Below are 14,007 nucleotides of genomic sequence, written 5' to 3'. Positions count from 1 at the left end.
CCAGGCCTGCACAAAAGCCCGCCGGTCCGTCTGCTTTCTCGGGAGACTGTTCACAGTCATGGCCCGCTTAACACGGTTTAAGTCTGCCGCAAAGCCAGAAAATCAACCCCATCGGGTTGGTCAACACGCTATTGCGGGGAAAATCTGCCCGGAAGGCAGTTTCCCGTTTCAGATCATGGCCATGCCGCCGTTTACGTGCAGCGTCTGGCCAGTCATATACGCAGCTTCCGACGAGGCGAGATAGGCGACGGCGGAGGCAACTTCGGCGCCCGTGCCCATGCGCTTCATCGGGATCGCTCCCATGATCGCTTCCTTCTGCTTGTCGTTCAGCTTGCCGGTCATGGCGGACTCGATGAAGCCCGGCGCCACGCAGTTGACAGTGACGTTGCGGGTTGCAATCTCCTGAGCCAGCGACTTGGTGAAGCCGATCATGCCTGCCTTGGAGGCGCAGTAGTTCGCCTGACCTGGGTTGCCGGTAACGCCAACGACCGAGGTGATGTTGATGATGCGGCCATAACGGCGCCGCATCATCGGATGCGTCAGCTCGCGCGTCAGGCGGAACATCGCCGTCAGGTTCACTTCGATGACGTTATCCCAGTCTTCATCGCTCATACGAACAAACAGGCCATCCTTGGTGATGCCGGCGTTGTTGACGAGGATGTCGAGGCCTTCGAGATCGGCCTCGGCTTTGACTCCGAGTGCTTTGACTTCGTCGCGGTCTGCAAGGTTCGCCGGAAAGATCTTGACGCGATCGCCGAGATCATTCGCCAGCGCCTCGAGCTTCTCGACACGCGTTCCGTGCAGGCCGACGATGGCGCCCTGTTTGTGAAGGATGCGGGCGATTTCCTCGCCAATGCCGCCGGATGCGCCGGTAACGAGAGCCTTGCGGCCGGAAAGATCGAGCATGGAAGCGTTCCTTGTAATCGTTAAATCAATCATGCCATCAGAGCGGCAACGGCCGCATCGATATCGGCAGGCGTATTGACGGCAATGCCGTTCACGGTCTTGTCGATGCGGCGTGCGAGGCCAGTCAGGACCTTGCCTGAGCCAATCTCATAAAGCGTCGTAGCGCCATTGGCCGCGAACCATTCAACCGTCTCGCGCCAGCGGACCTGGCCCGTGACTTGCTCGACGAGCAGCCTGGCAATCTCGTCGGCGTCGGTCACCGGTGCGGCACGCACGTTGGCGATCAAGGGCACGACCGGGTTCGACTTCTTCACACCCGCCAGCGCTTCACGCATTGCTTCAGCAGCGGGCGCCATCAGCGAAGAATGGAAAGGAGCGGAGACCGGGAGCAGGATTGCGCGCTTCGCACCCTTTTGGCTCGCAATCGCGGCGCCCTTCTCGACGGCTGCCTTCTCGCCTGAAATGACGATCTGGCCGCCGCCATTGTCGTTGGCAACCTGGCAGGAGCCGACGGCCGAAGCCTCTTCGCACAGGGCGACGACATCGGCATGTTCGAGGCCAATGATGGCAGCCATCGCGCCAACGCCAACCGGTACGGCAGCCTGCATGGCATTGCCGCGAATGCGCAGCAGGCGCGCGGTATCTGCAAGCGAGAAGGTACCGGCGGCGCAAAGCGCGGAGTATTCGCCGAGCGAATGGCCGGCGACGTAGGAGACCTTCGCCTCCAGATCGACACCCTTGGCTTCCAGGACGCGAATGACGGCCATCGAGACCGCCATCAGCGCCGGCTGTGCATTGGCGGTCAGCGTCAGCGTGTCCTCCGGACCGTTGAACATGGTCTCGGAGAGCTTCTCGCCCAGAGCTTCGTCGACGTCTTGGAAGACGGCGCGTGCCTCGGCGAAATTCTCGGCAAGATCCTTGCCCATGCCGACAGCCTGGCTGCCCTGCCCCGGAAATGTGAAAGCGATGGTCATCCTGCGTCCCTTTTATATGGGCCTTTGAGTGTTTTGCCTCCAATTGACATTCTTTGTCAGAGAGTCAAGTGCCGGACGCCCGCGTTCCAAGGCTTTTGCGGCGGCGAGAAAGCCAGGTTTTGCCTCTTGCGCTTGCACAATTCCGGTCTAGATTTGCGCCGTCCTTCCAGACCTTTTCTTTTCCAGATCACCTTCAAGGCTTTCAGATGAAATACAAGGAACTTGGCCGCACGGATATTTCCGTGTCCGAAATCTGCCTCGGCACCATGACCTGGGGCACGCAAAACACGGAGGCCGAGGCGCATGGGCAGATGGACTATTCCGTCGAGAAAGGCGTCAACTTCTTCGACACGGCCGAGCTTTATCCAACCACACCGGTTTCGGTGGAGACGCAGGGGCTGACGGAAGAATATATCGGCGGCTGGTTCCAGAAGACTGGCAAGCGCAAGGATATCGTACTGGCCACCAAGGTCGCGGGTCCCGGCCGCTCCTATATTCGCGACGGCGACGGCGCCGATGCCAACAACATTCGCTTGGCGATCGAGGCGAGCCTGAAGCGGCTGAAGACGGACTACATCGACCTCTACCAGATTCACTGGCCGAGCCGTGGGCATTTCCATTTCCGCCAGGCTTGGCACTACGATCCCTTCAAGCAGGACCGCGCGAAGGCGCTCGCCAATGTCATCGAAATCCTCGAGACAATGGGCGAACTGGTGAAGGAGGGCAAGGTGCGCGCCTTCGGTCTCTCCAACGAGACGACCTGGGGCACGCAAAAATATCTATCGCTTTCCCAACAGCTCGATCTGCCGCGCGTCGCGACGATCCAGAACGAGTACAATCTGCTCTACCGCCATTACGATCTCGATCTGGCGGAGTTGTCGCATCATGAGGACGTCGGTCTGCTCGCCTACTCTCCCCTCGCCGGCGGCATCCTCAGCGGTAAATATGTCGACGGGGCCAAGCCGGAGGGCTCGCGCGGATCGATCAACGGCGACATCGGCGGCCGTTTGCAGCCCTTGCAGGAAGCGCCGACGAAGGCCTATCTCGATATCGCTGCACGGCACGGGCTCGACCCTTGTGCGATGGCGCTCGCATTCTGCCTGAGCCGCCGCTTCATGGCATCCGTGATTATCGGCGCGACGACGATGAAGCAACTCGATACGGACATAAGTTCGGTCAGCCTCAAGCTGTCACACGAGGTTTTGGCTGAAATCGAGCAAGTTCACCGCCAGTACCCGATGCCGATCTAGGGCTGTCAGACGACGCACAACGATCTGGCCTTCCCTGGCCAGATCGTTACTCCGCATGGAAGCCGTGCGGCTTTCGCCGGCACTTGCAACGACAAGTTTCGGTGACTTCGCCCGGCCATCAATTTCTGCTTCTCCGTTTTGCGCATTTCAGCTAGGTTTATAAGGCTCTGGCAGCGCCACAGGAGCGCTTATACCGTGGAACGGAAGCTCGCAGTCATCCTTGCCGGCGACGTTGCCGGCTACAGCCGCCTCGTTGCAGCCAACGAGGAAGATGCGCTTGCGACGCTGAGCATCTACACCGCTACGATCGGCGATTTCGTACGAGAGCATGGAGGACGGGTCTTCGGCAGCGCCGGAGACAGCGTCGTTGCGGAATTCCCAAGCGCCGTACAAGGCGTTCGCGCTGCGGTCGCGATCCAGCGCGCGCTTCATCGACGCAACGCCGACCTGCCGCCGGACCGGCGGATGGAATTCCGTCTCGGGCTCAATCTCGGCGATGTCGTCGTCTCCGGGGAGAACCTGCTTGGCGACGGAGTGAACGTTGCAGCCCGTCTGCAGGAGGTAGCGCTGCCTTCCGGAATCTGCATTTCCGGCGGGTTGCGCGAGCAGATCGAGGGAAAGCTGGACTTTCCCCTCGTGCCGATGGGCGACCGCACGCTGAAGAACATTCCTCGCCCGGTGCCAGTGCATCGGGTCCATTGGGGCCGGGAAGACCCGGTGGAAACGGGCGCGCTCGGTGGACCGCTCAGACTTCCGGACAAGCCCTCAATCGCCGTGCTGCCTTTCGTCAACATGTCTGACGACCCGGAGCAGGAGTTCTTTGCCGATGGCCTGACCGAGGACATCATCACGGCGCTCTCGCTCTACCGCTGGTTTTTCGTCATCGCCCAAAACTCATCGTTCGCCTATAAGGGGCGCGCCGTCGACGTCAAGCAGATCGGACGTGATCTCGGCGTCCGCTACCTCGTCGAGGGAAGTGTCCGCAGGTCCGGGACGCGCGTCCGTGTCACCGGGCAGCTGATCGAGGCCGAAAGCGGCGTTCACCTGTGGGCGCAGCGCTACGACAGGGAAATATCCGATATCTTCGCCATTCAGGACGAACTGACCCAGAATGTCGTCGGCGCAATCGAGCCGGAAATCCTCATTGGTGAAAGCCGGCGTGCGCTGATAAGGACAACGGACAATCTCGACGCTTATGAGAGCCATATGCGCGGCACCTGGCTCCATAACGCGCAGGATACCGTCGAGCATTTCATCGAAGCCATTGCCTGGCACCGCCGCGCGATCGAGCTCGATCCCGATTTCGCACGCGCCCATATGATGCTTGCCCGCTCACTCTACGCCCGATGCTTCCATGGTTTCAGCGACGACGTGGACAGGGACAGCACCGAACTGCGAATAGAGGCGGAGCGCGCCGTCACGCTCGACCCGCGTGACCCCTACTCGCACTACGCGATGTGCCTTGCGCATTTCGTAGCCCATAACGCGCCGGCGGCGATTGAGGCCGCCCAGCAGGCGATCGACCTCAATCCCAATTTTGCCCTCGCGCATATGGCTCTCGGCTGGGCGCGGATATTCAACGGTCACTTTGTCGAAGCTCTAGACCCCCTTTATATGGCCACGAGGCTAAGCCCGCACGATCCGCTGGCCTATCTCATTCTCGACCGCATTGCGCTGTCGCACTATCACTTGGGCAACTACGAAGAGGCTGTGCATTACTCCGAGCGAGGTCTTTCGCTCCGCCGCGCCTATTTCAATCGCGTTGTGCTTCTTGCCAGCCTGGGGCAGCTCGGACGCCAGGAGGAAGCGCAGAGGCTGATCCCGGAAATCTTGACAAGCGTGCCAGCCGATCTCGAGCATTACTGGAAGATCCTGACACCTTATGTCGCCCCCAGCCACTACGACCATTTTGTCGACGGCCTGCGCAAGGCGGGGCTTCCGTCGTTGAGCGCGCAGCGACAACATTGCTGACTGTCCCTTGCGTTTCCGCCAAAAATCCGTATAAGGCGCCCTGTTCGCAAACCCGGTCTTCTGGCTGGTGGCTGAACGGAGGGCCGGTTTTCGCAAGAGAATCGTCGGAACGGAAGCGTTCCAGCCTCCCGTGTCTCCGCTCTCGACCGTCTCGGAACGCTTTTCTTGCTTGGCGCTTGCCGCCTGTCAGGAGCAGTCGTTGAGGCTTAGCCGCCGAATATCGGGTTGAACCAACGCAAGAAAGGCAAAGCTGTCATGGCTCTTTATGAACATGTATTCCTTGCCCGACAGGATATTTCCGCTCAGCAGGTCGATGCCCTCGTAGAACAGTACAAGGGTGTGATCGAAGCTAACGGCGGCAAGGTCGGGCGCATCGAGAACTGGGGCCTCAAGTCCCTCACCTACCGCATCAAGAAGAACCGCAAGGCACACTACGCCCTGATGGACATCGATGCACCGGCAGCTGCCGTCCAGGAAATGGAACGCCAGATGCGCATCAGCGAAGATGTCCTGCGCTATATGACGATCGCAGTTGAAAAGCACGAAGAAGGCCCGTCTGCCATGATGCAGAAGCGCGACCGCGACGACCGCGGCCCGCGTGATGGCGCCCGTGGCCCGCGTGAAGGCGGCTTCGGCGACCGTGGTCCTCGCCCGCCGCGTGAAGGTGGCTTCGGTGACCGTGAAGATCGTCCGCGCCGTCCGCGCGAAGACCGTGCATAAGGAGATCTAAGAATGTCTGAAGCTTCCTCCGCTCCGGTCCGTCGCCCGTTCCATCGTCGTCGCAAGACGTGCCCGTTCTCCGGCGCAAACGCTCCGCGCATCGACTACAAGGACGTCCGTCTCCTGCAGCGCTACATTTCCGAGCGCGGCAAGATCGTTCCTTCCCGTATCACGGCTGTTTCGCAGAAGAAGCAGCGCGAACTCGCTCAGGCGATCAAGCGTGCTCGTTTCCTCGGCCTGCTGCCGTATGTCGTCGCTTAGTTAGCTGACGAGACCAAATCGAGGGAAGGCAGCGATGCCTTCCCTTCTCCCTTTCGCGATGGGCGCGGATCGGAACTCTTAAAACCCATGTTGAGGCCTTTCTGAAACCGATTCAGGAAAGTCCCTCTAACTGCTCGATGAAGCAGGACAGCGACCGTGAAGCAACTGAACGCAAAAACGCTAGGCATCGGCGCGCTCGCCGGATTGACCGCCGCACTTCTGGTGCTTGGCGCCAGCATGCAGCCGTCGTTCAGTGCCGTTCTCTATGCTGCATCCGCACTTCCCATTCTTCTTGTCGGCCTCGGCTGGGGCAACATGGCGGCCATCTCTGCCATCGTCACCGCGGCTACAGTTGGCGCGATCGCCATCTCGCCGTCCTTCGCGCTGATGATGACGCTGGTCACGCTGCTGCCGGCCGGCTGGCTCAGCCACCTTGCAAACCTTGCCCGCCCGGCCTCCGAACTCGGCGGTCCCGATCATCTGATAGCCTGGTATCCGCTTTCGGACATTCTGCTGCACCTCTGCGGCCTGGTGACGATCGCCGTCATCGTCGTCGGACTGATGATCGGCTACGGCCCAGATCTCATCGATCGGCTCGTGGACGTGATGTTCGGCTCGCTTGCACAGCAGCAGCCCGAGTTTTCGCCCGATCCGGCGGTAACGGCGCAGACCAAATCCCTCGTTCTGCTCATGCTGCCCGCCATTCAGGGCGGCATGTGGGTGGTGATGCTGTTTGCCGCCTATTACATCGCGACCCGGATCGTCAGCGCATCCGGCCGCGGCCTGCGTCCACGCGAGGATATCCCCTCGGCGCTGCGCATGAACCGCAATTCGATCTTCGTTTTTCTCGTCGGTCTTGCCGCCACCTTCTTCGGTGGCATGCCGGCCATGATCGGAGCAACCGTCGTCGGCACCTTCGGCGCCGGCTTCCTGCTTTCCGGCTTCGCCGCGCTGCACTTCCGCACGCGCGGCAGGGATTGGCGCCTGCCGGCGCTCATCCTCTGCTACCTGGCATCGCTCATCCTGATGGTGCCAGCCTTTTTCATCCTCGTGGTGGGCTTGAGCGATACCCGCAAGGCCATCGCACTGACCCCGCACAAGGATGTCGATGCCCCCAAACAGACAGACACGAAAATCTAGAGACACGAAAGGAACACGAACATGGAAGTCATTCTTCTTGAACGCATCTCCAGGCTCGGCCAGATGGGCGAAACCGTAAAGGTTCGCGACGGCTTCGCTCGCAACTACCTCCTGCCGCTCGGCAAGGCGCTTCGCGCCAACGAAGCCAACAAGAAGCGTTTCGAATCCGAGCGTTCAACGCTCGAAGCTCGTAACCTCGAGCGCAAGTCGGAAGCACAGAAGGTTGCTGACGCCCTCGACGGCAAGTCGTTCATCGTCGTCCGCTCGGCTGGCGAAACCGGCCAGATGTACGGCTCGGTCGCTGCTCGCGACGTCGTTGAAATTCTCGCTGCAGAAGGCTTCAACATCGGCCGCAACCAGGTTCATCTGAACACCCCGATAAAGTCGATCGGCCTGCACAAGGTTGAGCTGCAGCTCCACGCTGAAGTCGAAATCCACGTCGAGCTCAACGTTGCTCGTTCGGCTGAGGAAGCTGGCCGTCAGTCCAAGGGTGAAACCCTCACCTCCGTTGACGCCATCTACGGCGTTGACGAAGACGCTCTTCGTCCGGAAGACTTCTTCGATCCGGAAGCTGACCTCGAAGGCGACGAAGCTTAATTTTCGGAGAGATCCTCTCTGGAAATCTAGGAAAGCCCGGCCGGTGCCGGGCTTTCTGCTTATTTGGCGGCTGTGTTCTGCTGCGGCGGAGCGTTCTTGTCGACGTCGACGACGACCGAGAGCCCGGGGCCCAGATCCTTTACCGCCGGCTGGTCGGCATCGAAGCCGATGCGCACACCGACACGCTGCGCGATCTTCACGAAATTGCCCGTCGCATTGTCCGCCTTGATGACCGCGAATTCCGACCCGGCGGCGGGCGAGAAGCGCTCGATGAATCCCTTCAGGCGCTGCTTGCCAAGCGCATCGACCGTGATGGTCACCGGCTGCCCGACCTGCATGCCATAGAGCTGTGTCTCCTTGAAATTCGCGACGACCCAAACATCCTCCGGCACAACAGCCATGAGCTGTGTTCCCGCCGTCGCATACTGCCCGACGCGTACGCCGACTTCGCCGAGATGACCGTCGCGCGGCGCGACGATCTTGGTGTTCTGCAGGTCTATTTCCGCGAGGTGCACCGCGGCTTCCGCGCTTGAAACATTGGCTTCCAGCAGCGAGCGATTGACGATGATCGTTGCAAGGTTTTGCTCGGAAACTTCCAGCGCGGCCTTTGCCTGGTTCAGCGCAGCCTTGGCCTGGTCAAGTGTCGCCTGCGCGGCTTCAGTCTCACTTTGCGATGCAATGCCGCGGTTGCTGAGATTGCTGACGCGATCCCAGGCCTGCTGCGCACGCGTCAGCGATGCATTCGCGCTATCGATCTGCGCCTGGCTGGAGGCGATGCTCGCCTTTGCCGAGAGTTCCGACTGGCGCGAATTCTCCAGCGACGCCTTCTGCCCGTCGAGCGCCGCACGCGCCTGGGCAAGCCTCTGGGCGTAGATGCGGTCGTCGATCTGGGCAAGCGTATCGCCCTGTTTGACCTGCTGATAGTCCTTCACGGGAACATCGACGACATAGCCGCTCACCTGCGGGCTCATGATCGTGACATAGCCTCGAACATAAGCATTGTCGGTCGTCTCTACTGACGTGACGAACGGCGGCAGGCGCCATGCATAGAGAACGAGGAAGACGCCGGCGATGCCGGCGAGCACTGCGATGACGGTCGAGGGGGACCGAAGGAGCTTCAACATGTTGGGACCCTGAGATCACGATGGAGCGGGGGTTGCATCGGGCTGGCTTGTCCTGGCCCGGGCCAGCCGGCGCCACGCTTGATGGAAAAGAATGACGATCAGGCCAAAGACAGAGGAGTAGCCGATGACGAGGAAGGTGTCGTTGTATGCGAGAATATAGGCCTCGCGGCTGACCTGCTGGGCGAGCAGCACCAGACCTTCAGCGTTGAGCAGCATCTTGTCGCCAAGCACCTTGCCGTATGCCGCGCTCAGCTGTGAGATGCGCTGCGCCACGATCGGATCCTGCAGCAGGATGTGCTCGACGAGCACGTTCGAGTGGAACTTCTCCCGGATGGTCACGAACGTTCCGAGCATCGCCGAGGCAAACAGCGAGCCAATGCTCTGAGTGAAGACGAAGATCACAAGGAAGTTGACGATATACGGCATGCCGCGGGAGATCGCGGCCTTGAAGCCCTTCGCCATGACCGGCGGCAGGAACATCGCTGCACCGGTGGCGACCATCGCCTGGCTCAGATACATCTGAGGCGGTCTGGTCAGGCTCGTCGACTGGCTGTCCAGAAAGGCGCCGCCTGCGATGAGAGCGAGTGCAAATACGTGGGCGGTCTCAACGTAACGCGTCGTCATCAGAAATGCACAGAAAAGCCCGCCAGCCAGGGAAGCAAGGAGGATGACCGCATAGAGCGTTACGGTCTGGTCGTTCAACAATCCCAACTGCTGGTAGAAGCTGGCAGCGGAGGACGATTGCTCGGAAGAAACGAAACGGAAGAGCAGCAGGACGCCCGCCATGCGCATATTGGCCCCCGAAAACAGCCAGCGGAAATCGATCAGGGGACTGTTGCGCGGCAATTCGATCACCAGCATCAAAGCGATGGAGCCGACCGATATGGCCAACAGAACGCCGATCCAGGGCGCCTCGAACCACCAATAAAGTCGGCCGAGCGTCAGCACGACAGCCAGGCAGCCGAAGCCGACAGCGAGCAATAGATAGCTCAGAATGTCATGCAGCTGGATGACATTGGCCCGAGGCGGTGCCGTGAGCGGCAGCAAATAGATGATCGGAAAAACGATCAGGGCGAGCCCCATCTCGAACATGTAGAGCGCCTCGTACCCGCCGAACTGAAGCAGCGATGGCGAGACGATGCGCGCGACGGGCGACGCAAACAGCGTGCACATCAGGGCGAGGCTAATCCCGAGCGAGAGCTTTTTTTCCTGAGGGAAAGGCTCCAGCATGTATAGAAAGCCGAGCGTCGAGAGCGGCGCGGCGGCCATGCCGCTCAGGGTGCGCACGACGATCGCGGAATGCAGGTCCGTGACAAGGAGATTGAGCACCGCCGCAACGACGAAACAGATAATGCCGAGTTCAGCGAAACGGCGAAGACCGTATTGTGTACGGATCTTGAAGAGGGCAATCGACATGCTGGCATAAGGTGCCATATAGGCCGCCGAGAGCCAGGAGACTTCAGTGGTGGTCGCGGAAAACGAGCCCTGCAGCTGATAGATGTTGGCGGTCAGCAGGTTCATGCCGAGGCCCTGGGTCAGAAAAAGCAGGACCGACGCCGCCATGTAGAGCGGCATTTTCCAGACCGGCATCGGCACGCCCGCCGCCGGTGGCGGCGACGGCGTCTGTTGCGTGTCCGGCTTCGCCTCTTCGGCGGGCCGTGGCGCCACATTGTCGTTGGCGGTCTCGGCGAGGCTCATCGGCAGGACCTCAAATTCCGCGAATGCCCTGCAGGTTGGCTTGCATGGCCCGGATCACTTCCAAAGTAGTCTTCAGATCATTTTCGGGAATACCGGCGATGACCTGTGCGCGCACTTTCACGGCGATGTCATCAATCTCGCCGGCCACGACCTTGCCGGTGTCGGTGATATAGATTTCCTTGGCGCGACGATCGGAGCCGGCCACACGCCGCTGGACGAAACCTTGCCCTTCCATCGCATCTAGAATTCTGACGAGCGTTGGCGTCTCCAGCTCCAGCCGTTCGGCAAGTTCACGCTGGTTGATTCCGTCCTTTTTGTTGAGCGTGAAGAAGACACGGGCGCGCGGCAACGTCATGTTGCGCTCCCGCACTATCTTGTCGAAGACGGCTCTGAGCTTGCGATTGAAAGCGGCAAGGTCTTCGATAAGCTCGCGCCCGAGAACGGGATTTCCCATATATTTCAGTCCTATTTCGTTAGCATGCTAATTATATCTTTACTACCTATATTGTTTTCCGGTCTTTTTCAAGAGCCGTCAGCCTCTGTTTGGATGCAAGTCTCCCCCGACGGGCTTAGACTACCACGCAAGACACAATGGAAGTGAGTCGTTTCTGGCCGTGTTCTGCAGGTGACACTTTCGGTATTTTTGCACTGACCGCAAGTACGGCTGTGGAGAAGTCGAACAACGGGCAAAGGCCTTCTGTATCGACGGCGGCACACAAGCCTTCTCGCTTCCGCGCTTGATTTTGTCGCTTGCGCGCGCCACACCCGAAGCTGAAGAAGACAGAACGGATCAAGATGAACGACGTCGCTCGAAAGATTGCCGCCGTTGCTCCAGCGGAGCAGCACTATCGGGAAGCCCCCAACAATATCGAAGCCGAACAGGCGCTTCTCGGCGCGATCCTGATGAACAACGACGCCTACTACCGGGTGTCGGACTTCCTGAAGCCGATCCATCTCTACGAACCGCTGCACCGCAAGATCTTCGAAGTCGCGGGCGACATCATCCGTATGGGCAAGATCGCCAATCCGGTGACGATCAAGACCTTCCTCAAGGCTGAGGAAAAGGTCGGCGACATGACGGTCTCCGAATACCTCGCTCGGCTCGCCCGCGAAGCCGTGACCATCATCAACGCCGAAGACTACGGTCGGGCGATCTATGATCTGGCGCTCCGCCGCGCACTCATCACAATCGGTGAAGACGTCGTCAACATCGCTTATGATGCACCGCTGGACATGCCGCCGCAGACACAGATCGAGGACACTGAGCGCCGTCTGTTCGAACTCGCCGAAAACGGTCGCTACGACGGCGGTTTCCAGGCGTTCAACGACGCGGTCGCGCTGGCGATCGACATGGCGGCCGTGGCCAAGGAACGCGACGGTGGCCTTTCCGGCATTTCCACCGGCATCCACTCGCTCGACTCGAAGATGGGCGGCCTGCAGCGCTCCGACTTGATCGTACTTGCCGGACGTCCCGGCATGGGCAAGACCTCGCTTGCAACCAACATCGCCTACAACATCGCCGCCGCCTATGAGGGCGAAGTGCAGGCGGACGGCAGCATGAAGGCGAAGAACGGCGGCGTCGTCGGCTTCTACTCGCTCGAAATGTCGTCCGAACAGCTCGCCACGCGTATCATCTCCGAACAGACGGAAGTCTCGTCCTCGAAGATCCGCCGCGGCGACATCAACGATGCCGACTTCGAAAAGCTCGTCGCCTGCTCGATGATGATGCAGAAGGTGCCGCTCTATATCGACCAGACAGGTGGTATCTCGATCGCCCAGCTTTCTGCTCGCGCCCGCCGATTGAAGCGCCAGCGCGGCCTCGATTGCCTGGTGGTGGACTATATTCAGCTGATGACAGGCTCGGGCAAGTCTGGCGAAAACCGCGTGCAGGAAATCACCCAGATCACCACCGGCCTGAAGGCGCTCGGCAAGGAACTGAACGTTCCGATCATCGCGCTTTCCCAGCTGTCGCGTCAGGTGGAAAGCCGCGACGACAAGCGCCCACAGCTTTCCGACCTTCGTGAATCGGGCTCGATCGAGCAGGACGCCGACGTGGTGCTGTTCGTGTTCCGCGAGGAATATTACGTCAAGAACAGTGAACCGCGCGATATCGCCGATCCGAAGTACCCGGAATGGGAAGCCCTGTTCGACAAGGTAAAGGGCACCGCCGACGTCATCATTGCCAAGCAGCGCCACGGACCGACCGGCACGGTGAAGCTTGCCTTCCAGTCTGAGTTCACGCGCTTTGCGGATCTCGCCGATCCCTCCTTCATCCAATACGAAGAGCACTGACGAGTTCTTTCTCGTCAGTGCGCCATTCGATCTACAGGCCGGCAGCTCGCAGGACGGCAACGGTTGCCACGCCGACGGCAACACTTGCAAGCATCGGCAGGCGGCGCGCTGCGAGCGCCGTCACGAGGCAGGCAGCCGTTTCGGCCCAGCCTGTCGCAAAGGCAGTGGGTGCGATCACCGCCATTAGGACCGCCGGCGGGATAGCCTCGATGGCCGTTCGGGTCTGCTCGGTCATCTCGACATGGCGAATGAGAAGCAGGCCGCTCATCCGTGTCAGCACCGTTGCAGCAGCCATGGCGAGGATCGCAAGAAGCGTGTTTATCTCCAGGGTCATGCCGTGACCGCCTTCGCCTTGCCCGTCCACAGCGCCGCGGCAAGTCCGGCGAGCGCGCCGGCGGCGATGTACCAGACGCCAGGCACGAACTGGTGAACGAGAACGGCCGCCAGAGCGCTCGCAGCCAGCACCGATCCCGTCTCGCGCCCCTTCCAGAATCCCATCACCAGCACCACGAAAACCGCCGGAAAGGCGAAGTCGAGCCCGAGGGCAGCCGGATCGCCGAAGAAGGCGCCGAGCGAGGCGCCCATCAGCGTGGCGCCGACCCAAGCCACATAGAACGGCATGGCGATGCCGGCAAACCACGAAGGCGTCAGCCGCGCCACGCCTGCTCGGAATTCGGCGATCGCCCATATCTCATCGGCCAGGAACAGCATGGCCGCATATTTCCGCACGCCCGAGAACGATTGCATCTTCGTGCCGAGGGACGCGCTCATCAGGACGTGGCGGATATTGACGAGCAGCGCGGCAAAGCCGATGCCCGCCCAGCTTGCCGGGTGCGTCCAGAGATCCATGGCAACGAATTGCGAGCCACCGGCAAAGACCAGTGCACTCATCAGGGTCGCCTCAAGAGGAGACAGGCCTTTCGTGGCCGACACTGCGCCGAAGACGAGACCGATCGGAATGACGGCGACGACGAGAGGCAGGATTGCTCTCGCTCCGGCAAGAAAATCGCCGATCGGTCGCCTTTGCGTAGGCATTGAATCCTCCAGAACTGCTAAAGCTCGGAGGGTGTTAAG

Annotated in this window: 14 protein-coding genes; 7 read left to right on the top strand and 7 right to left on the bottom strand. The window is 60.5% G+C overall.

Annotated features, from left to right (window positions below; all coding sequences use genetic code 11):
• Positions 1–168 precede the first annotated feature (168 nt).
• Positions 169–906, bottom strand: a complete 738-nt coding sequence (fabG, locus tag LPU83_RS45210) for a 3-oxoacyl-[acyl-carrier-protein] reductase (protein WP_024316471.1) — start codon at positions 904–906, stop codon at positions 169–171.
• Between the two features lie 29 nt (positions 907–935).
• A complete protein-coding gene (gene fabD / locus LPU83_RS45205) occupies positions 936–1,880 on the bottom strand; it encodes an ACP S-malonyltransferase (protein ID WP_024316470.1) in 945 nt (314 codons plus the stop codon).
• Positions 1,881–2,086: 206 nt separating this feature from the next.
• Here fabD and LPU83_RS45200 point away from each other — a divergent pair, with 206 nt between their 5' ends.
• The 6 genes from LPU83_RS45200 (at position 2,087) to rplI (ending at position 7,819) form a co-directional block, all read left to right on the top strand.
• Positions 2,087–3,130, top strand: coding sequence for an aldo/keto reductase (locus LPU83_RS45200; protein ID WP_024316469.1), 1,044 nt, complete (start codon positions 2,087–2,089; stop codon positions 3,128–3,130).
• A gap of 195 nt (positions 3,131–3,325) precedes the next feature.
• Positions 3,326–5,101: an adenylate/guanylate cyclase domain-containing protein gene (locus LPU83_RS45195; RefSeq protein WP_024316468.1), complete on the top strand. Its 1,776-nt coding sequence runs from the start codon at positions 3,326–3,328 to the stop codon at positions 5,099–5,101.
• 255 nt (positions 5,102–5,356) lie between these two features.
• Positions 5,357–5,821 carry a 30S ribosomal protein S6 gene (gene rpsF / locus LPU83_RS45190; protein WP_024316467.1) on the top strand — a complete coding sequence of 155 codons (465 nt, stop codon included), beginning with the start codon at positions 5,357–5,359 and terminating at the stop codon, positions 5,819–5,821.
• Between the two features lie 12 nt (positions 5,822–5,833).
• The gene (rpsR, locus tag LPU83_RS45185) at positions 5,834–6,082 is read left to right on the top strand and encodes a 30S ribosomal protein S18 (protein ID WP_004680498.1); all 249 of its coding nucleotides are present in this window, start codon (positions 5,834–5,836) and stop codon (positions 6,080–6,082) included.
• Between the two features lie 156 nt (positions 6,083–6,238).
• Positions 6,239–7,222 carry a YybS family protein gene (locus LPU83_RS45180; RefSeq protein ID WP_024316466.1) on the top strand — a complete coding sequence of 328 codons (984 nt, stop codon included), beginning with the start codon at positions 6,239–6,241 and terminating at the stop codon, positions 7,220–7,222.
• A 21-nt stretch (positions 7,223–7,243) separates the two neighbouring features.
• Positions 7,244–7,819 (top strand): 50S ribosomal protein L9, encoded by a 576-nt coding sequence (rplI, locus tag LPU83_RS45175; RefSeq protein ID WP_024316465.1) that lies wholly within the window; start codon positions 7,244–7,246, stop codon positions 7,817–7,819.
• 59 nt (positions 7,820–7,878) lie between these two features.
• Here rplI and LPU83_RS45170 read toward each other — a convergent pair whose 3' ends face one another.
• Genes LPU83_RS45170 through LPU83_RS45160 form a run of 3 tightly spaced genes read right to left on the bottom strand, consistent with a single transcriptional unit; the run spans position 7,879 to position 11,095 of the window.
• Positions 7,879–8,943, bottom strand: coding sequence for an HlyD family secretion protein (locus LPU83_RS45170; RefSeq protein WP_024316464.1), 1,065 nt, complete (start codon positions 8,941–8,943; stop codon positions 7,879–7,881).
• Between the two features lie 15 nt (positions 8,944–8,958).
• On the bottom strand, positions 8,959–10,641 hold the full coding sequence (locus LPU83_RS45165) for an MFS transporter (RefSeq protein WP_024316463.1): 1,683 nt from the start codon (positions 10,639–10,641) through the stop codon (positions 8,959–8,961).
• Between the two features lie 10 nt (positions 10,642–10,651).
• The gene (locus tag LPU83_RS45160; protein WP_024316462.1) at positions 10,652–11,095 is read right to left on the bottom strand and encodes a MarR family winged helix-turn-helix transcriptional regulator; all 444 of its coding nucleotides are present in this window, start codon (positions 11,093–11,095) and stop codon (positions 10,652–10,654) included.
• Between the two features lie 341 nt (positions 11,096–11,436).
• Between LPU83_RS45160 and LPU83_RS45155 the strand changes: the two genes are divergently transcribed.
• Positions 11,437–12,933, top strand: a complete 1,497-nt coding sequence (locus tag LPU83_RS45155; RefSeq protein WP_024316461.1) for a replicative DNA helicase — start codon at positions 11,437–11,439, stop codon at positions 12,931–12,933.
• 31 nt (positions 12,934–12,964) lie between these two features.
• Here the strand turns inward: LPU83_RS45155 and LPU83_RS45150 are convergent, their stop codons facing one another.
• Positions 12,965–13,267, bottom strand: a complete 303-nt coding sequence (locus LPU83_RS45150) for an AzlD family protein (RefSeq protein ID WP_024316460.1) — start codon at positions 13,265–13,267, stop codon at positions 12,965–12,967.
• Entirely contained in the window at positions 13,264–13,968 is a 705-nt protein-coding gene (locus tag LPU83_RS45145; protein ID WP_024316459.1) for an AzlC family ABC transporter permease, read from the bottom strand. The genes LPU83_RS45150 and LPU83_RS45145 overlap by 4 nt, the downstream gene beginning before the upstream one ends.
• Positions 13,969–14,007 lie beyond the last annotated feature (39 nt).

This window comes from Rhizobium favelukesii (assembly GCF_000577275.2).
GTDB classification, from domain to species: domain Bacteria; phylum Pseudomonadota; class Alphaproteobacteria; order Rhizobiales; family Rhizobiaceae; genus Rhizobium; species Rhizobium favelukesii.
This window is presented reverse-complemented; position numbering and strand designations above follow the sequence as displayed.

Coding starts and splice junctions, on each gene's coding strand:
- fabD (WP_024316470.1), bottom strand. CDS start 1,880: ATGACCATCGCTTTCACATTTCCGGGGCAGGGCAGCCAGGCTGTCGGC.
- LPU83_RS45145 (WP_024316459.1), bottom strand. CDS start 13,968: ATGCCTACGCAAAGGCGACCGATCGGCGATTTTCTTGCCGGAGCGAGA.
- rpsR (WP_004680498.1), top strand. CDS start 5,834: ATGTCTGAAGCTTCCTCCGCTCCGGTCCGTCGCCCGTTCCATCGTCGT.
- LPU83_RS45155 (WP_024316461.1), top strand. CDS start 11,437: ATGAACGACGTCGCTCGAAAGATTGCCGCCGTTGCTCCAGCGGAGCAG.
- LPU83_RS45165 (WP_024316463.1), bottom strand. CDS start 10,641: ATGAGCCTCGCCGAGACCGCCAACGACAATGTGGCGCCACGGCCCGCC.
- fabG (WP_024316471.1), bottom strand. CDS start 906: ATGCTCGATCTTTCCGGCCGCAAGGCTCTCGTTACCGGCGCATCCGGC.
- LPU83_RS45160 (WP_024316462.1), bottom strand. CDS start 11,095: ATGGGAAATCCCGTTCTCGGGCGCGAGCTTATCGAAGACCTTGCCGCT.
- LPU83_RS45150 (WP_024316460.1), bottom strand. CDS start 13,267: ATGACCCTGGAGATAAACACGCTTCTTGCGATCCTCGCCATGGCTGCT.
- LPU83_RS45170 (WP_024316464.1), bottom strand. CDS start 8,943: ATGTTGAAGCTCCTTCGGTCCCCCTCGACCGTCATCGCAGTGCTCGCC.
- rplI (WP_024316465.1), top strand. CDS start 7,244: ATGGAAGTCATTCTTCTTGAACGCATCTCCAGGCTCGGCCAGATGGGC.
- rpsF (WP_024316467.1), top strand. CDS start 5,357: ATGGCTCTTTATGAACATGTATTCCTTGCCCGACAGGATATTTCCGCT.
- LPU83_RS45200 (WP_024316469.1), top strand. CDS start 2,087: ATGAAATACAAGGAACTTGGCCGCACGGATATTTCCGTGTCCGAAATC.